The sequence below is a fragment of the Roseobacter phycocola genome (assembly GCF_042055075.2).
GTDB lineage: Bacteria > Pseudomonadota > Alphaproteobacteria > Rhodobacterales > Rhodobacteraceae > Roseobacter.
The window spans coordinates 3,996,588-4,013,920 of the sequence record NZ_CP194010.1; the positions used below are offsets into that span (position 1 = coordinate 3,996,588).

Here is a 17,333-nt window from a genome sequence, read left to right on the forward strand (position 1 = left end):
TGAGAGGCATTTGTCCCATGGAATCGGCAGAAACGCTTATTCCGCTCTCGGTCATACTGATCGGATGGATGATTGCCGGCGGAAGTCCGGGTCCGGCGACGCTGGCAATCTCCGGCACTTCCATGCAGCAGGGTCGCCTTGCCGGTCTGACAATAGCCTCAGGTATCCTGGCAGGCTCTGCGTCCTGGGGCATTGCCGCTGCCATGGGGTTTTCGGCCGTCATGATGGCAAACGTCTGGCTGTTTGAATTTCTGCGCTATGCCGGTGCGGCCTATCTCTTCTGGCTTGCTGTCCGGTCGCTGCGCTCGGCAGGCCTCCGCAACAGTATCGCTGCGCCTGACGTGCCACGCGCACGGCTGTTCCGCCGGGGGATGCTGCTTCATCTGATGAACCCGAAAGCTGTTCTCGGCTGGGGGGCGATCTATGCTATAGCCCTTCCGCAGAATGCCGGGCCCACCGATGTCTGGAGCCTCTTTGCGGCACTCTTCTGTTGCTCCTGCATTGTCTTCCTTGGCTACGCGATGCTTTTCTCCTGGGGGCCGGTCGCGCGGGGGTATGCCCGTGCGCGCCGCGTCTTTGATCTGGCTTTTGGTCTTCTGTTCGGGTTCGCCGGGGTGCGGATACTGACGGCGCGCCTTGTCTGATACAGCGCGCGGCTGTTTTCTCCGGCGAAATCCCACGCTACAAGACGGCAGGCAGGCGAAGGGCGCACTATGATCCTCGGTATCGGAACCGATCTCGCGAACATTGAACGGATACAGGGCACTCTGGACCGCTTTGGTGATCGATTCAAAAACCGCGTTTTCACGGAAACAGAACAGCGCAAGGCGGAACGCCGAAAGGATGTTGCAGGAACATACGCCAAACGCTGGGCCGCTAAGGAAGCCTGCTCAAAAGCACTGGGCACGGGGCTCGCCATGGGCATTTCGTGGAAGGATATGGCTGTCAGCAATCTGCGCAGCGGCCAGCCGGTGATGCAGGTGACAGGGTGGGCGGCTGACCGGCTTGCCGAAATGACGCCAGACGGCCATGAAGCGATTATTCACGTGACCCTGACCGATGATCACCCCTGGGCGCAGGCCTTCGTTGTGATTGAGGCGCGACCGCGCACCGCCTGATACGGACGTGTGACCGGTGATCGCCTTGACTTGCCCGGTCTGCCTGCGCATTACGGCCCAAACCATTCAGGAATCCGCCACATGGCAGCCAAAGAAAAGAAACCGCAGAACGCCTTTGTCGAGACGGTTAAAACAATTGTTTATGCGCTTCTGATTGCAGGTGTTTTCCGCACCCTGTTCTTCCAGCCCTTCTGGATCCCGTCCGGCTCCATGAAAGAGACCCTGCTGGTCGGTGATTTCCTGTTCGTGAACAAGATGGCGTACGGGTATTCCTATGCGTCCTGTCCCAGCCTGTATATGCCGCGTTTCGGTGTCGATATAGACGCCAAAAACATCTGTGGCTTTCTGGACGGGGACAACACACGCATCCTCGGCGGGGACCCGGAGAGGGGTGACGTAGTCGTGTTCCGTCATCCGGTGTCGGGGCGTGACTATATCAAACGCCTGATCGGACTTCCCGGTGACAAGATCCAGATGCAGGACGGGCTGATTGTTCTGAACGGTGAGGTGCTGCCGCAGGAACCGGCTGGTACCTTTGAGGAACTCATGGAGCCTCAGGGACCCGAAGGCCGCCGCCCGCGCTGCTCGAACGGCCCTGTGGGTGACGGTGGCGCCTGTCTCAAGACCCGGGCGATTGAAACGCTGCCGGACGGCTCACGGCACACCGTTCTGGACATTGGTCCCCAGTCCTCCGACCGCACAGGGATCTACACTGTTCCTGAGGGACATTATTTCTTCGTCGGTGACAACCGCGACAATTCAGCAGACAGCCGTCTGGCGCAGCAGGTCCAGGGTGTCGGTTTCGTTCCCTACGAAAACCTGATCGGACGTGCAGACCGCATCATGTTTTCTTCGGGTGGCCGGTCGATGCTGTTTTTCTGGACATGGCGCGGAGACCGTTTCTTTAAGGCAGTCGAGTGAAGCTCTCGACCGAACTGCGGGCCTTTCAGGACCGGTTGGGCCACGTCTTCTCCCGGCCTGAACTGCTGGCCCAGGCGGTAACCCACGCGTCGATGTCATCTGCCACCCGGGACGACAACCAGCGTCTGGAATTCCTTGGCGATCGTGTTCTGGGTCTTGTTATGGCCGAGGCGCTGCTGGAACTGGACCCCAAAGCATCCGAAGGACAGCTGGCGCCGCGCTTCAATGCGCTGGTTCGCAAGGAAACCTGCGCCGATGTCGCCCGTGACATTGATCTCGGGGCAGTCCTGAGGCTGGGGCGGTCCGAAATGCTGTCCGGAGGACGGCGCAAACAGGCGTTGCTCGGTGACGGGATCGAGGCCGTTATTGCCGCGATTTACCTAGATGCGGGTTTCAGCATTGCCAAGGAGACGGTTCTGCGCCTCTGGGGCGCCCGCGTGCACGAGGTTGAAAGAGATGCCCGGGACGCGAAAACAGCATTGCAGGAATGGGCGCAGGCACGGGGGCTGAGGCCACCAGTCTATACGGAAACGGCACGTACCGGCCCGGATCATGCCCCCCAGTTTACAATCCTCGCGAGCTTGGAGAACGGCGCCAGCCAGGATGCCCGTGCAGGGTCAAAGCGTCAGGCGGAGCAGGCCGCCGCTGCCGCTCTTTTGGCCGAAGTGGAGAAATCGGAATGACAACGCGCGCAGGTTTTGTGGCCCTGATCGGTGAACCGAACGCGGGCAAGTCCACGCTTCTGAACCGCATGGTGGGTGCCAAAGTGTCCATTGTCACGCATAAGGTGCAGACGACGCGTGCGCGCATCCGGGGTGTCGCGATGGAGGGTCAGAGCCAGATCGTTTTTGTGGATACGCCAGGTCTGTTCCAGCCCCGCCGCCGGCTGGACCGGGCTATGGTCGCGGCCGCCTGGGGCGGTGCTGCGGATGCGGATGTCATCGTGCTTATGATCGAGGCGCATCGCGGCGTGACCGAAGGTGTTGAGCGCATACTGGAGGGGCTTGCGGATATCGGCGAAGGGCGGGCCGTAGCGCTCGCGATCAACAAGATAGACCGGGTGCCTGCCGAAACCTTGCTGGCTCTCAGTCGGGATCTCAACAGCCGGTACGCCTTCGCGGGAACCTTCATGATCTCGGCAGAACGGGGACACGGTGTTGACGATCTGCGGAAATGGCTGGCCGTGGAGCTGCCCGAGGGGCCGTTTCTCTATCCGGAAGACCAGATTGCCGATTTGCCGATGCGGATGATCGCGGCGGAAATGACACGTGAAAAACTCACGCTGCGTCTGCACCAGGAACTGCCCTATCAGCTCACCGTCGAAACCGAAAAGTGGGAAGAGCGCAAGGATGGGTCGGCCCGGATTGACCAGCTGATCTATGTGGTGCGCGACGGTCATAAGGGGATCGTTCTGGGTCACAAAGGTGAGACGATCAAAGCAGTATCGAAGGCGGCGCGCGAAGAGCTTGAGGAATTTCTGGGACGGCGGGTGCACCTGTTTCTTCAGGTTAAGGTCCGTCCCAACTGGCTGGATGAAGCCGAGCGCTATTCGGAGATGGGTCTGGAGTTCAGGGATGGTAACGACTGATCATCCGACGCTTTTCAGCGGGCGTGACATCTGATGGCGCGGCTGACGGCACGTTTCTGGGTCGATGCCTATCTTACGCGGTTGCGGGGGGCTGATATTCCTGCGTTCGTCGTGGCGCATGGCGATGACACGGCGGGGGCAGTTCTGGTCAAGCTGAACACGCTGGATGGTGGCGCAAAGCTTTTCCACCGCACCTGGGATCTTCTGGAGGACAAACAGGCGTGGTCAGCGCTTTGTGCAGGGTCAGAGGCGGATGTTGACGGCGCGGTAGCGCGCCAGCGCGGTTTTGACCCGGACATCTGGGTCATCGAAGTAGAAGACCGGCAGGGCCGACATCTGCTGGACCAGCCCGGGATGGTCTGATGGAGTGGCGGGATCAGGGGATTTTGCTGAGCACCCGCCGCCATGGCGAAACATCTGCGATCATTGAAGTCTTTACACCCGACCACGGCAGGCACGCCGGCGTGGTGCGCGGTGGGACCAGCCGTAAAATTGCGCCACATCTGCAACCGGGTGCCCAGCTTGACCTTGTGTGGCAGGCAAGGCTTGAGGATCACATCGGCAGTTTCCGTGTTGAACCGGTGCGCAGCCGGGCAGCTTCCGCGCTTGGTGAACGTCTGGCACTGGCCGGGCTGAATGCCGTCACGGGGTTGCTGGGGTTCTGTCTGCCAGAGCGGGAACCACATCCGGAACTGTATCGTCATACAGAGCAACTGCTGGATCTGCTGGACCAGCCGGACCTTTGGCCGCTGGCCTACCTGAAATGGGAAGTCCGGCTGTTGCACGAAATGGGCTATGCGCTGGAACTGGATCGTTGCGCGGTGACGGGAACGCAGGAAGACCTGATATACGTGTCTCCTAAATCCGGGCGTGCTGTGTCGCGGGGCGCGGCAGGGGAATGGGCTGATCGCCTTTTGCCGCTGCCGCCGGTCCTGCGCGGTACAGGCAATGCACCGGATCAGGAGATCGCCGACAGCTTTGTGACCACCGGGTATTTTCTGACGCAACATCTTGCGCGGGATCTTGGTGACAAGCCGCTTCCCGACGCCCGCGCGCGGTTTGTTGATCTGTTCAGCCGTCGGATCTGAACACCATCTTGCGGCCTTCCGGCGTCGACAGGATCAGTGTGTCGCCCAACACTTCTGACAGGGTCATTTCATCCAGCGCGGCAAAAAAACGGGTTTCGGCGGCCAGATCAGGACAGGCCATACGCGTTGCCGCAACAGGACCTGTTTCAAACCAGGGATAGGGTACGGTCATACTGGCGGAATAGCTGTTGCAGGGCGCGTTGCCGGTGATTTTGCCTGCTTCCGGGAAAATCAGCGTAGCATTCGCGCTGAAAGGTTCTCCGTCTATCTCTGCCAGTGTCCACACCCTTTCGGAAGCGCCGTAAGCGGCAACCGTTTCGTCTTTCCGGCAGGAGGCTGCAAAAATCATTGCACCCACTGAAGCCAGCAGAAGGACGCGGGACGTCATTGCAGTGCGACGACCAGATCGGCAAGGGTGTCGAATGCCTGGGCAGGGCGTGTCCTCCCGCCGATCTGAGGCAGGCCGATCATCGTCGCGAGAGCGCTTTGCGCAAATTCAGGGTTCGTGATGCCAAGCTGCCTCAGCAGGTTGCCAAGATAGGTCAGACGTTCCGCATCGACCTGAGCCAGCGCGCGTGCCACGGTTTTATCGGTACGCGCCCAGGTGCGCAGGGCCGGATCCTGTTTGTCGGCGAGAACACGTTTGCCAAACCGGCGCAGACGCTGTTCTGCGTTGCCTTCTTCCGCCAATGCATCGACGACATCTGCAAACGCGCGGCCCTGCCAGTCCCTGATCACGGCTTTCTGGAAATCCGGCACGTCTTTGAAATGCCAGTAAAAAGAACCTTTGGTCGTACCGAGCTGACGGGCCAGCGGTTCTGCGGCCAGCGCTGTCGGCCCTTCAGCCACCAGCGCCCGGAGGCCGGCATCAATCCAGGACTGACGGTTCAGGCGGGTACGTTTCATACCACAGCCTTAAAAAGCCGGACGGTGATCCGCAAGCTGATGGGCGGCCATTCGCGCAATACGGGACGTTTCGCCGCGGCGCAGCGTAAGAATGATGCGTTGCAACAACGGAACCGCCCCTGAAGCGGTGCTCAGGGGCAGAAACTGCGTTCGTTCGGCCTCAGCCCAGGATTCGCCGGGCGATGACCTGTGCCTGGATTTCAGCAGCACCCTCAAAGATGTTCAGGATACGCGCGTCGCAGAGGACACGGCTGATCTTGTATTCGAGCGCAAAACCATTGCCGCCGTGTATCTGCAGGCCGTTGTCCGCAGCGGCCCAGGCAACACGTGCACCCAGCAGCTTGGCCATGCCGGCCTCGACGTCGCACCGCCGTCCTTCATCCTTTTCGAAAGCCGAGAAATACGTCAGCTGTCGGGCGATCATGATCTCCACTGCCATCATTGCCAGTTTACCTGAAACCCGGGGAAAGCAGATCAGCGATTTGCCGAATTGTTTGCGGTCCTGGGCGTATTGCATCGCGATGTCCAGCGCGGACTGGGCCACACCGATGGCGCGGGCTGCCGTCTGGATACGCGCGGATTCAAAGGTCTCCATCAGTTGCTTGAAGCCCTTGCCTTCCTCGCCGCCGAGCAGGTTTTCGCCTTTGACAAAGAAATTGTCGAACGCCAGTTCGTACTCCTTCATCCCGCGGTACCCCAGAACCTCAATCTCGCCGCCGGTCATGCCTTCGGTCGGGAAGGGGTTCTCAACATCGCCGGGTGTTTTTTCCGCGATGAACATGGACAACCCTTTGTAGTCTGTCGTCTCCGGGTCCGTGCGTGCGAGCAGGGTCATGATCTGCGTGCGGGTCGCATGGGTGATCCACGTCTTGTTGCCTGTAATCCGGTAATCATCTCCGTCCCGCACGGCGCGGGTGCGCAGGCTTCCCAGATCGGACCCGGTGTTGGGCTCCGTGAAAACGGCAGTCGGCAGCGTTTCAGCTGAGGCGAGACGCGGCAGCCATTTCTCTTTCTGCTCCTGCGTGCCCCCGGCGATGATCAGCTCGGCGGCGATTTCAGAGCGCGTTCCCAGCGAGCCCACGCCGATGTAGCCGCGGGACAATTCTTCGGAGACCACACACATCGACACCTTTGACAGACCGAAGCCGCCGTATTCTTCCGGTATCGTCAGACCGAAAACGCCCATTTCGGCGAGTTCCTCAATGACGTCCATGGGGATAAGTTCGTCTTTGAGGTGCCATTCATGGGCAAAGGGTTCGACCTTTTCGACGGCGTAGCGGCGGAACTGCTCGCGGATCATCTCCAGTTCATCATCCAGGCCGGACGCGCCCACCATGATGTTGGCGGCATGTTCCTGCATCAGGTCGACAAGGCGTGTACGCGCCGCCTGGGTGTTACCATGTTGTGTGAGCGTCATGACGGATGGTTCCATCATCGCGCGCATGTCCTGCTGGCCGAGACCCAGATCCTGCAGGCGAAGGATCTCGCCCTGGTTCATCTGGATGCCGCCATAGATCTGCCAGAGGTATTCACCGAAAGCGATCTGCAGGATCAGCTGTTCGGTCTCGTTGAACTTTCCCTCCGCCTGAAGGCCCTCTGCCCATTTCTGCATCTGATGCAGCGACTGCACATAGGTGGCCAGCCACGCAAGACCATGCGCAGCTGTCTGATGCTGCTCTACCAGTGTTCCCGAAACCCGGCCGTCCGGTGCGACGAGGTTCCTGACACGATCCCGCGCTGTTTCGAGTATGCTGTCGATTGCCGGGAGAGCTCCGGCTGTCAGCGTCATAAGATCAGCGAGCAGTACTTCGGGACTTCCTACCGGGTCCTGTCCGTCATGGGCCATTTCAACATCCTCCTGCGGTCCTGTTGTGGTCTAGGTACTTTGCAGGTGCAGCGCAACAAAAATACATTGTGGTGCGGCATTTTGTATGAAAATTACGCAAGGAAACTGGCGAATTTGCTGCGATGCAACGCTCAGCGTCCAGGATACCTGACCCTCAGACGAAAAAAAACCGATCTACCGGCCTTTCTGGCACGGTACATCGGCTTCTCACTCGTAACTCAGGAATCAGGCTCAGGGCCGATTCCCCCCTTATCCCTGACGGGCAACAGTCACACCGGATACGTCCTCGATGAACGTGACGATCCGGGTTTTTACAGTGTCGTCGCGAATTGCGGCGAGCGCGGTCACGATCTCCATGCTGGGATCGCGACCCTTTTCGGCTTCTTCCGAAGCATCAAGGCCTTCAAAGAAATATGACGTTGGAACGTCCAAAATTCTGGACAGTTCGTAAAGCCGGCTGGCGGCAATACGATTGGAGCCGATTTCATATTTCTGAATTTGTTGGAAAGAGAGGCTCAGCTCGCGCGCAACGTCAGTCTGGGACAGACGACGGATTGTGCGGATCTGTTTGAGCTTTCTTCCAACATGAACATCTACAGGATGGGACATACTTTTTAACACCTCTGGTTGAGACTGATTACTCTCTTCGCGGGAAATGGCGTTTCGATCAACTGACTACCTTTTATTTTTTTTTGACTAAAAATGTTCAGTTGATGGGTGAAAAATGTTGCATTGGTGGGTGATTTATTTACCATTGTGCGTAATGAACGAGATTATGAAGCCAACCGAGTCTGCCCCGGTCGCCAGAAAGACTGCGGAATCTCATAGCCTTCTGCATGAGATGATCCGTTCTTTTACTACTCTGGCGAGAACCCTGAACCTCAGCCATGCGGTTCGGGAGCTGGGCAGCACGCGCCAGACAGTGCGCCGTCACATCGCTTTGCTGGAGGAAGCGAAGGGTGTTGAGCTGTTCGCTATCGAGGATCGTCAGTACCGCCTGACGGAAGCCGGCGAGCAGGCGCTGCCTGCGGCTCAGGAGATTCTGGCGCGGGGCAATGCATGGCTCAGCGGAGATATGAATCACCTCAGCGGTTTGCTGACGTTGTCTCACAGTCAGCCAAACGGCTGGAGTTTCCATCAGCATCAGCAGCGAATCGACGTGATCTGGAAGCCGGAAAACATTCTGTTCCGCGAGGCGTTCCGCGCCTGGACTATGAGCGGCGGCCATATTGAACACGAAAATATGGCGCATATCCGCCCCTATCTGATGGTCTACAGAGAATCGCCGACCGGCTGGATCTGTGTGGAAATGGGCGAAAAGTCATTTTACTCAATCTGGTTTGGCTGGACGAACGCCCGGAGCAGTATCGGCCGGCCGATCGGCCAGTTTCCGGGTGGTCAGGATTTCGCACTGATGCTCGATCTGCCTTACAAAGACGTTAAAACAACAGGAGGATGTCGCTTAGATCAGATATTTACACAGGTCCCGCGCATGCCAGGCGGTGATCTTGTGCCGACAGCTTATCACAGACTTTTGCTGGGAGGTGCTTTCCCGGACGGGAGTTTCGCGCTGATTGCGGTGCTGGACCGGTCACGCGAAATCAATATACCCGGGCTTGATCCCGGTGTCCTGGATATGGCGCCGCTGGACTCGCAGGTGGCTTTCGACCCGTCCTGCGTAAAATACGAGCAGGCAATGATAAATTAGGTTAACCTGTGATGGTAATGCCATCAGAGGAGAACCCCTAATGACCCTGCACACCTTTCAGGACGGAACACGGTTCCTGGCCAGCAGCTCAAGTTTGCTGAACGAGCACGGTATAGAACTTCAGGTCGGACACGACTTTGACGAGTATCGCGAGATACTTGCCGAGGCCCGTCCGGGACACACTCTGGGTGCGCCTCTGAACCCGGATCTCCAGCCTATGACTCCTGCAAATTCCTTCTGGATTGCGGGACGGGACGGTAATGGAACAATCATGCATACTCAGGCAATGCGCTGTGTGGACCTGCGCGGCGGCTATCTGTCGGATTATCTGCGTCACCGCTTTGTCGATTACCCGCCGTCCTGCCTCGATATTGACATGCAGCGCTCCCGCTACAGAGCCGGTCCTGGCGCCCAGCGTATCAAGGGGCAGGTCTGTTACCATGGCGAATTCTGGATGGGCGGCGAGCCCGGACAGTACCGCGGAACGGGTCTTTCCTACATCCTTGGGCGGTACGCTTTCCTGCTCGGACTGCAGATGTACGATCCGGACTACATTTTTGGCTTCATGGAGCGGACAGTTGTCTTCAAAGGCTTCCCCGCGCGCCACGGATATATGCACATGGAGCCAAGTGCGCTGCGTTGGTACATTAAGAATAATGAAAACCCGCTGGAAGGTTATCTGGTCTATGTCGGCCGTGACGACATCCGCTTCCTGCTGGATATGCCACTGTCAGATATTCTGGACATGGCGGCCTGATAAGCAGATCCGCCCGCCGGCTGATGGCGGCGGCGGGCGGTATCTTTGCGTTGTCGATCAGCAGCGCGTCAGCTGATAGCGGCTGCGCGCACATCCTCGTCGATGAACGGCAGATACTGCGCGAAGTTATCCGAGAACATCTTCACCAGTTTGGCTGCCTGACGGTCGTAGGCTTCCGGGTTGTCCCAGGTCCGCCGTGGATCGAGCAGAATGCTGGGTACGCCTTTTACGTCTACCGGCACTGAGAAACCGAAATTCGGGTCCTTGCGGAATTCTGCATCGGCGAGCGATCCGTCCAGCGCCGCGGTCAGCAGGCCGCGTGTTGCTTTGATCGGCATACGGCTGCCTGTTCCATAAGCTCCGCCGGTCCAGCCCGTATTCACAAGCCAGCACGTGGCCCCGTGTGTGGCGATTTTTTCGCGTAAAAGGTTGCCGTAAACCTCCGGGCGTCGCGGCATAAAGGGTGCGCCAAAGCAGGTGGAAAAGGTCGGCTCCGGTTCGGTCACGCCACGCTCTGTACCTGCAACCTTTGATGTGAAGCCGGACAGGAAGTGGTACATCGCCTGAGCAGGTGTCAGGCGCGAGATCGGAGGCAGAACACCAAATGCGTCGCAGGTTAGCATGATGATATTCTTCGGATGACCGCCGCGTGCAGCCTCAGAAGCGTTTGAAATATAGTGCAGCGGGTAGGCGCAGCGCATGTTCGCGGTCAGGCTGTCGTCGTCAAAATCCAGTTCCCGGGTCTCTTCGTCATAGATCATGTTTTCAATGACCGTGCCGAACTTCTCGGTGGTTGCGTAGATTTCCGGTTCTGCTTCTGCGCTGAGGTTGATGGTCTTTGCGTAACAGCCACCCTCGAAATTGAACGTTCCGGTGTCTGACCAGCCATGCTCGTCATCCCCGATAAGGGTCCGGGACGGATCGGCCGACAGAGTTGTTTTCCCGGTGCCCGAGAGACCAAAGAAAACCGCGGCGTCGACCGGGTTGCCGTTCGCGTGATTGGCAGAGCAGTGCATTGGCATCACGCCCTGTTCCGGCAGCAGGTAGTTCAGCAGCGTAAAGACGGATTTCTTATTCTCGCCGGCGTATTCGGTGCCACCGATCAGGATAAGCTTTTTGTCAAAGTTCATCGCTATCACGGTTTCAGAGCGGCAGTTGTGCTTCTTCGGATCCGCCTGAAAGCTGGGGCAGTTGATCACGGTGAAATCTGCGGTGAACTCGTCGAGGTCCTCAAGATCAGGGCGGCGCAGCATATGGCGGATAAAAAGGCCATGCCACGCCAGCTCCGTAACCATCCGCACATTGATTGCATGTTTGGGGTCAGCGCCGCCAACAAGGTCCTGAACAAAACAGTCCCGGCCTTCCATGTGTGTGAGCATATCTGAATGCAGGGCATCAAAGCCCTCCGGCGACATGGAAGCATTGTTGTCCCACCAGATTGTATCGGCAACACTGTCGGTTTTGACCACGTGTTTGTCTTTAGGGGACCGGCCGGTGAATTTTCCGGTGGTGACAAGAAACGTCCCACCTTTGCCCAGGCGTCCTTCGCCACGTGACAGAGCGTTCTCGATCAGGTCGGGTTCCATCAGGTTGTAATAAACATTTCCAAGGCCCCTTATCCCCTGATCTTCCAGTCTGAAGTCCGGGTTGACGCGCCCATGTGTCATTACGCTCTCTCCTGATGTGCTGCCTGTTGCGGCAGGAAACTGAAACTGTGCGAACGGCTTATCCACACCCACACGGGCTCTTAACATGACGTTTTGTGTCCTGAACAGGACGCTTTCAGGGAGTTAGCGCCACCATTGTGAACTTTGTCGGATGAAGGTGCGGACATGGTTTATGTGGGCGCTATCATTTTAACGAAGCCGTCAACAATGTGCGGCAATTTAGTCATCCGTAACCAAATTATGCCCCAATTGCGCCCAGGTGCTGCACTGATTCGCAGTTAACGATTGATTCGATCGGGTGAAAGATGGTGAATATTTCCAAAAACCCAAGAAATGAGCAGTACAAGGAAACAGGTAATGTCTAAAATCGCGCTTGTTGACGACGACAGGAACATCCTGACGTCCGTTTCGATGACGCTTGAGGCCGAAGGTTTCGAGGTTGAGACTTACAACGACGGTCAGGCCGCGCTTGACGCGTTTAACAAAAAACTGCCGGACATGGCAGTTCTGGATATCAAGATGCCGCGGATGGACGGCATGGATCTGTTGCAGCGTCTGCGCCAGAAAACCGCGATGCCGGTGATCTTTCTGACGTCCAAGGACGACGAAATTGACGAGGTTCTGGGCCTGAGGATGGGCGCGGACGACTACGTCAAGAAGCCGTTTTCGCAGCGCCTGCTGGTGGAACGTATCCGCGCTCTTTTGCGGCGCCAGGATGCGGTCGCCGGCGACGTGGTTGCTGACAGCGAAGAAACCAAGGTGATGGAACGTGGTGACCTGCGGATGGATCCGCTGCGCCATGCTGTCAGCTGGAAGGGCAAAGACGTCTCTCTGACCGTCACGGAATTCCTGCTGCTTCAGGCACTGGCTCAGCGTCCGGGCTTTGTAAAATCCCGAGACCAGCTGATGGATGTGGCCTACGACGATCAGGTCTATGTAGATGACCGCACGATCGACAGCCACATCAAGCGTCTGCGTAAGAAGATGCGGACGGCGGATGATGAGTTCTCGGCAATTGAGACGCTGTACGGTATCGGCTACAGGTATAACGAAGAATAAGTAACCGTGGCCCTGGCCGAAAGGACTTTCGTGCGGGATATGACGCCCCCTCAACCGAGGGACGAGGACCTCGTTCTCGGAGAAGACTGGGTCGCACCTGACAGTGCGGCCGGTAATGAGATGCGCGCCAGCCGGGAACGCCGGGGCCTGATGTCTCTGCGTACTTCGCCGCTCACTCGGAAAATCATCACATTCAACCTGATTGCCCTCAACATTCTTGTTGCGGGCATTCTATATCTTAATTCTTCCCGTGACAGTCTCGCGCTTCAGCGTGCGGCATCGCTGGTGTCCGAAGCGGAACTGATCGCTGACGTTGTTGAGGCCAGATTGCCTGCCGGCGCGCCGGTCAGTCTCGCAACCGGTGACGGTATTGATGTATCGGACACATTATCCGGTCTCGACCTGCGCAGTGGCATCGAGGTGTTTGTTTTCGACCCGACCGAAAGGCTTGTGGCAAGTATCGAAGGCAATCTGGCTGCAGACGAAATCGCTGGTGGGATCGGTGGCAAAACTTTCCTGACGGACATACTGAGCTGGCTCTGGACGACCGTGTCGGAACCATTCAGCGAAACCGAAGAAGTAGCCGTCGAACCGATGAAAGACCGGATCCGGCCGATTGTCAGCGAAACGCTGCGGGAGGGAACCCAGATCCGCGATGGTCTTGATGTCGCCGGTGGGGTGCTGTTTACCGTGGCGACGCCGGTTTTCCAGAACGGGGAACCGGTTGGTGTCGTTGCGGTGGCAACGGCCGCAGGTGAAATCGACAAACTGGTGCGGACAGAACGCGAGCGCGTTTTGCAGATGTTTGTGATCGCTACCGTCGTTTCGATCGGCCTGAGCCTTGTTCTGGCGTCTACCATCGCCAATCCTCTTGCTGATCTTGCCGCTGCGGCTGAACTGGGCCGGGACAAGAACGCCCGGAAGATGAACCCCGGTCGCATCCGTATCCCTGATCTGACGGCGCGGCCCGATGAGATCGGTCGCCTGAGCGGTGCTTTGCGCGGTATGATCTCCGCGCTCTACAACAGAATTGATGGCAACGAACAGTTTGCGGCAGATGTGGCACACGAGATCAAGAACCCGCTCGCTTCACTGCGCTCCGCTGTCGGCACACTCCGCATGGTCAAACGCGAGGATCAGAGAGAAAAACTGCTCGATGTCATTGACCATGATGTCCGGCGATTAGACCGGCTGGTCAGTGATATATCAAACGCTTCGCGACTGGACAGTGAACTCGTGAAGGAAGAAGAAGAGCCCTTTGACGTTCTGGGCACGCTGACCAATCTGGGCCAGTATCTGGGCGAGGATGCTCAGTCGCGTGGTATCGATTTCATCACCGACTTGCCGGACACGCCGATCACGGTACATGGCCTCGAAGCACGTTTGGCACAGGTATTCGTCAACCTGATCACAAACGCCATTTCTTTCTGTGAAGATGGTGACGCCATCCGGATCTGGGCCCGTAAGAAAGAGAACCGTGTGCTGATCGTCGTGGAGGATACTGGCCCGGGCATTCCTGACCAGGCGCTATCCAAGATCTTCAAACGCTTCTACTCACAACGCCCAGACGAGCATTTTGGCAACAATTCGGGCCTCGGACTTGCCATCTCCAAACAGATCGTGGAAGCACATGGTGGCGTCATCTGGGCCGAGAACATTCGTCCGACAGAAGCAGACATCACATCGGATCCGCTGGGCGCACGCTTTGTCGTGGGCCTGCCGATCTGAACCTTGGCGGCTGATCCGCTCATCGGCCAGCCGCCGGGGTCTGAAACCCTGCATGCCAGTACCGTTGTTCTTGATGACCATGCGCTTTTGATATTGGGCGCTGCCGGCAGCGGAAAATCGGCGCTTGCCCTCCAGCTGATGGCGCTGGGTGCTGATCTCCTGGCAGATGACCGGACCATTATCACGCGAGAGGGCAAAGATCTTCTGGCATCCTGTCCGGAATCTATTTCGGGGATGATTGAAGCCCGTGGTGTTGGCATACTGAACGCCAGACCGGCTGCTGCCGGGCGTGTCGGCGCAGTCGTCGATATGAACCGGATTGAATCCGACCGGCTGCCGCCTCCAAAGAATGTTACACTGCTCGGCGTGACACTGCCCTGTCTTCACAAAGTTGAAGCCAGCTATTTTCCTGCAGCAATTGTGCAATATCTCAGATGCGGCATCAGGGAGACATTATGAGACCGCAGGACACGCATGCGCGGCGCATTATCTTTGTGACAGGGCCGTCCGGTGCGGGCCGCTCCAGTGCGCTGAAAGTTCTGGAAGACGCAGGGTACGAAGCAATTGATAATCTGCCTCTGCGGCTGCTCGATACGCTGTTGGCCGGGCCCGAGAATGACAAGCCGATGGCGCTGGGCATTGATCCCCGGAACAGGGATTTTTCGACAACCAGAATTATTGACGTTCTCGGCAGCCTCGCAGTCACACCCGGTGTCGCGGCGGAACTCCTTTATCTGGATTGTCAGCCCGATGTACTGCTGCGTCGCTATTCTGAAACACGCCGCCGGCATCCACTGTCCCCTGATGACCGGCCGGCCGCGGGCATACAGCGTGAACTGAATATCCTGCTGCCACTGCGCGCACGCGCAGATGTTCTGGTCGATACGACCGATCTGAACGTGCATCAGCTGCGTGCTGAAATCGAAAACTGGTTCGCGCCAGGGGGAGAGCACAGGCTGAGCGTTTCGGTGCAGTCATTTTCCTACAAACGTGGCCTGCCACGCAGTGTGGATATGGTGTTTGACTGCCGGTTTCTGACGAATCCCTATTGGGTGGAAGAGTTGCGCGTTCTGGATGGACGTGACACCAGAGTGGCCGACTATGTCTCCGGCGATGCCCGGTTTGCCGGGTTTGCTGAAAAAGTCGAGGATCTCGCGCTGCTATTGCTGCCTGCTTATCGCGAAGAGGGAAAATCGCATCTTTCAATCGCCTTTGGGTGTACCGGTGGCCAGCACCGGTCTGTTGCAGTGGCTGAAAGGCTTGCTTTGCGCCTTGCGGAGGAGGGCTGGCAGGTGTCAATTAGACACCGCGAACTCGATCTGCGCAGAAAAAATGGTGAGGCCTGAACCCTTGATCGGTATTGTGATAGTCGCACATGGCGGACTCGCAGCGGAGTACCTTTCTGCGATTGAACATGTGGTCGGCAAGCAGACCGGCATCCGGGCAATAGCAATTCACGCAGATCACGACCGCAAGGCAAAGGAACGTGAAATCTGTGCCGCCGCTGATGAAGTAGATACTGGTTCCGGTGTCGTTGTTGTCACCGATCTCTATGGCGGTTCGCCTTCAAATCTCAGCCTTCTGGCCTGCAAGCCCGGGAACAGGAGGATACTTTACGGTGCCAACCTGCCGATGCTGATCAAACTGGCCAAGAGCCGTCGCAAACAGGTGCCGGATGCGGTACGTGCCGCACTCGAAGCCGGTAAAAAATACATCGACAGCCAGAATATCAGCGTTGAATAAGGACCCGGTTTGAGCATGATCCGTTGCACCGTCAAAATTGAAAACGAAAAAGGTCTTCATGCCCGGGCGTCCGCAAAACTCGTCGAAGTCGTCGAGGGTTTCGATGCCAGTGCTGAGGTTTCGAAGGATGGTATGACTGCATCAGGTGACAGTATTATGGGGCTTTTGATGTTGGCAGCTTCCCGCGGAACCTTTATTGACATTGAAACGACCGGGCCAGAGGCCGAAGCGCTTTCCGAGGCGCTGAAAGATCTGGTGTCGGGCAAATTCGGCGAAGAGGCCTGAGCGCGCAGCGCAGGGCCAGCAACAGACCGGGGGCGTGTCAGTGACGGACAGCTCACAAGAGATCAGTCAGGCGGAAAAACCCGCAAAGGCGGACTTTTCCAAGTACGACCGCCGCAGTCTTTCTTATGCGTCTACCTTCGATGACCCGCTGCAGTCCGCGGTGATCAAAGTGATCGAAGCGCTGACCGGCAAGCTGACAATTCTGCGTAAGGTTCAGGAATTTGAACGTCGCGGTGCACCTCAGGGACAGGCCTTCTGGCGGGCCGCGCTGGATGTCATGGGGATTGAACTGCAGACGCCCCAGTACCAGCTGGACCGCTTCCCCAAAGAGGGACCGGTGATTGTTGTATCAAACCATCCGCATGGCATGATCGACGGCATGATTTTTGCCGATCTGATCGGGCGGGTCCGTTCGGATTACCGAATTCTGACTCGGTCACTGCTGACGGCGATCGATGAAGTGGCGGGCTCCTATATGATCCCGGTACCGTTTCCGCATGACGAAGACGCTCAGCGCAAAGGCGTCGAAATGCGGGCCAAAGCAATGTCGCATCTTGCTGATGGTGGTGTCGTCGCACTGTTTCCCTCCGGTTCGGTTGCGGCGTCTGAGACCTGGTTTGGCCCCGCTATTGAGGCTGAGTGGAATGTGTTTACGGCAAAACTGATCCGTCGGTCGGGCGCAACTGTCGTGCCGATCCGCTTTCCGGGTCAGAATTCGCGGGCCTATCAGATCGCGAACAGGATTTCGCCGATGCTGCGGCAGGGACTGTTGCTGCACGAAGTGGTGCACGCATTTGACAAGCCGCAGGCGCCTGTGGTGGGTCATCCGCTTGACCCGGAAACCGTAGAGAAATGGGCAGATGACCCGCGCGGCTTTATGACCTGGCTGCGCGAACACACGTTGTCCCTGAAGGACTGA

General features: G+C 57.8%; 21 protein-coding genes. 16 read left to right on the plus strand and 5 right to left on the minus strand.

Translation table 11 applies throughout. The features are described from left to right. The first annotated feature begins 17 nt into the window (after positions 1 to 17). The 7 genes from AB4K19_RS19760 (at position 18) to recO (ending at position 4,715) form a co-directional block, all read left to right on the plus strand. Positions 18 to 644, plus strand: coding sequence for a LysE family translocator (locus AB4K19_RS19760; RefSeq protein WP_436398639.1), 627 nt, complete (start codon positions 18 to 20; stop codon positions 642 to 644). Between the two features lie 69 nt (positions 645 to 713). Beyond that, positions 714 to 1,118, plus strand: coding sequence for a holo-ACP synthase (gene acpS, locus AB4K19_RS19765; protein ID WP_436398641.1), 405 nt, complete (start codon positions 714 to 716; stop codon positions 1,116 to 1,118). Between the two features lie 81 nt (positions 1,119 to 1,199). Continuing rightward, positions 1,200 to 2,039, plus strand: a complete 840-nt coding sequence (lepB, locus tag AB4K19_RS19770; RefSeq protein WP_436398642.1) for a signal peptidase I — start codon at positions 1,200 to 1,202, stop codon at positions 2,037 to 2,039. Continuing rightward, on the plus strand, positions 2,036 to 2,722 hold the full coding sequence (gene rnc / locus AB4K19_RS19775) for a ribonuclease III (protein WP_436398644.1): 687 nt from the start codon (positions 2,036 to 2,038) through the stop codon (positions 2,720 to 2,722). The genes lepB and rnc overlap by 4 nt, the downstream gene beginning before the upstream one ends. Then, positions 2,719 to 3,627, plus strand: coding sequence for a GTPase Era (gene era / locus AB4K19_RS19780; protein WP_375230943.1), 909 nt, complete (start codon positions 2,719 to 2,721; stop codon positions 3,625 to 3,627). The genes rnc and era overlap by 4 nt, the downstream gene beginning before the upstream one ends. Before the next feature lie 33 nt (positions 3,628 to 3,660). Next, positions 3,661 to 3,990: a DUF1491 family protein gene (locus AB4K19_RS19785; RefSeq protein WP_375229943.1), complete on the plus strand. Its 330-nt coding sequence runs from the start codon at positions 3,661 to 3,663 to the stop codon at positions 3,988 to 3,990. Continuing rightward, on the plus strand, positions 3,990 to 4,715 hold the full coding sequence (gene recO, locus AB4K19_RS19790) for a DNA repair protein RecO (RefSeq protein WP_375229944.1): 726 nt from the start codon (positions 3,990 to 3,992) through the stop codon (positions 4,713 to 4,715). Before AB4K19_RS19785 ends, recO begins: the two co-directional genes overlap by 1 nt. Here the strand turns inward: recO and AB4K19_RS19795 are convergent. From AB4K19_RS19795 to AB4K19_RS19810, 4 genes are all read right to left on the minus strand, one after another. Then, the gene (locus tag AB4K19_RS19795; RefSeq protein WP_436398647.1) at positions 4,699 to 5,064 is read right to left on the minus strand and encodes an META domain-containing protein; all 366 of its coding nucleotides are present in this window, start codon (positions 5,062 to 5,064) and stop codon (positions 4,699 to 4,701) included. The two genes, recO and AB4K19_RS19795, sit on opposite strands and share 17 nt — an antisense overlap. Positions 5,065 to 5,099: 35 nt before the next feature. Beyond that, complete coding sequence (locus tag AB4K19_RS19800) at positions 5,100 to 5,621, minus strand: TetR/AcrR family transcriptional regulator (protein ID WP_375229946.1); 522 nt, start codon at positions 5,619 to 5,621, stop codon at positions 5,100 to 5,102. Between the two features lie 160 nt (positions 5,622 to 5,781). Next, a complete protein-coding gene (locus tag AB4K19_RS19805) occupies positions 5,782 to 7,467 on the minus strand; it encodes an acyl-CoA dehydrogenase family protein (protein ID WP_436398648.1) in 1,686 nt (561 codons plus the stop codon). Positions 7,468 to 7,716: 249 nt separating this feature from the next. After that, positions 7,717 to 8,076, minus strand: coding sequence for a helix-turn-helix domain-containing protein (locus tag AB4K19_RS19810; RefSeq protein ID WP_375229948.1), 360 nt, complete (start codon positions 8,074 to 8,076; stop codon positions 7,717 to 7,719). 232 nt (positions 8,077 to 8,308) lie between these two features. Between AB4K19_RS19810 and AB4K19_RS19815 the strand changes: the two genes are divergently transcribed. Both AB4K19_RS19815 and AB4K19_RS19820 read left to right on the plus strand, forming a co-directional pair. Continuing rightward, positions 8,309 to 9,175, plus strand: coding sequence for a LysR family transcriptional regulator (locus tag AB4K19_RS19815; protein WP_375229949.1), 867 nt, complete (start codon positions 8,309 to 8,311; stop codon positions 9,173 to 9,175). Positions 9,176 to 9,215: 40 nt separating this feature from the next. After that, positions 9,216 to 9,932, plus strand: a complete 717-nt coding sequence (locus AB4K19_RS19820; RefSeq protein WP_375229950.1) for a hypothetical protein — start codon at positions 9,216 to 9,218, stop codon at positions 9,930 to 9,932. A gap of 68 nt (positions 9,933 to 10,000) precedes the next feature. Here AB4K19_RS19820 and AB4K19_RS19825 read toward each other — a convergent pair whose 3' ends face one another. Continuing rightward, positions 10,001 to 11,599 (minus strand): phosphoenolpyruvate carboxykinase, encoded by a 1,599-nt coding sequence (locus AB4K19_RS19825; protein WP_375229951.1) that lies wholly within the window; start codon positions 11,597 to 11,599, stop codon positions 10,001 to 10,003. 357 nt (positions 11,600 to 11,956) lie between these two features. On the opposite strand from AB4K19_RS19825, the gene AB4K19_RS19830 reads away from it, so the two are divergent. From AB4K19_RS19830 to AB4K19_RS19860, 7 genes are read left to right on the plus strand one after another with little or no spacing between them, the layout of a single operon-like run. Beyond that, positions 11,957 to 12,658, plus strand: a complete 702-nt coding sequence (locus AB4K19_RS19830) for a response regulator transcription factor (protein ID WP_195819692.1) — start codon at positions 11,957 to 11,959, stop codon at positions 12,656 to 12,658. Between the two features lie 39 nt (positions 12,659 to 12,697). Continuing rightward, a complete protein-coding gene (locus tag AB4K19_RS19835) occupies positions 12,698 to 14,386 on the plus strand; it encodes a sensor histidine kinase (protein WP_375229953.1) in 1,689 nt (562 codons plus the stop codon). Positions 14,387 to 14,389: 3 nt separating this feature from the next. Further along, positions 14,390 to 14,845, plus strand: coding sequence for an HPr kinase/phosphorylase (locus tag AB4K19_RS19840; protein WP_375229954.1), 456 nt, complete (start codon positions 14,390 to 14,392; stop codon positions 14,843 to 14,845). Next, a complete protein-coding gene (rapZ, locus tag AB4K19_RS19845) occupies positions 14,842 to 15,732 on the plus strand; it encodes an RNase adapter RapZ (RefSeq protein WP_375229955.1) in 891 nt (296 codons plus the stop codon). Before AB4K19_RS19840 ends, rapZ begins: the two co-directional genes overlap by 4 nt. 4 nt (positions 15,733 to 15,736) lie before the next feature. Further along, positions 15,737 to 16,129: a PTS sugar transporter subunit IIA gene (locus AB4K19_RS19850; protein WP_375229956.1), complete on the plus strand. Its 393-nt coding sequence runs from the start codon at positions 15,737 to 15,739 to the stop codon at positions 16,127 to 16,129. Positions 16,130 to 16,144: 15 nt separating this feature from the next. Beyond that, entirely contained in the window at positions 16,145 to 16,414 is a 270-nt protein-coding gene (locus AB4K19_RS19855; protein ID WP_375230944.1) for an HPr family phosphocarrier protein, read from the plus strand. A gap of 40 nt (positions 16,415 to 16,454) precedes the next feature. Then, positions 16,455 to 17,333, plus strand: a complete 879-nt coding sequence (locus AB4K19_RS19860) for a lysophospholipid acyltransferase family protein (protein WP_375229957.1) — start codon at positions 16,455 to 16,457, stop codon at positions 17,331 to 17,333.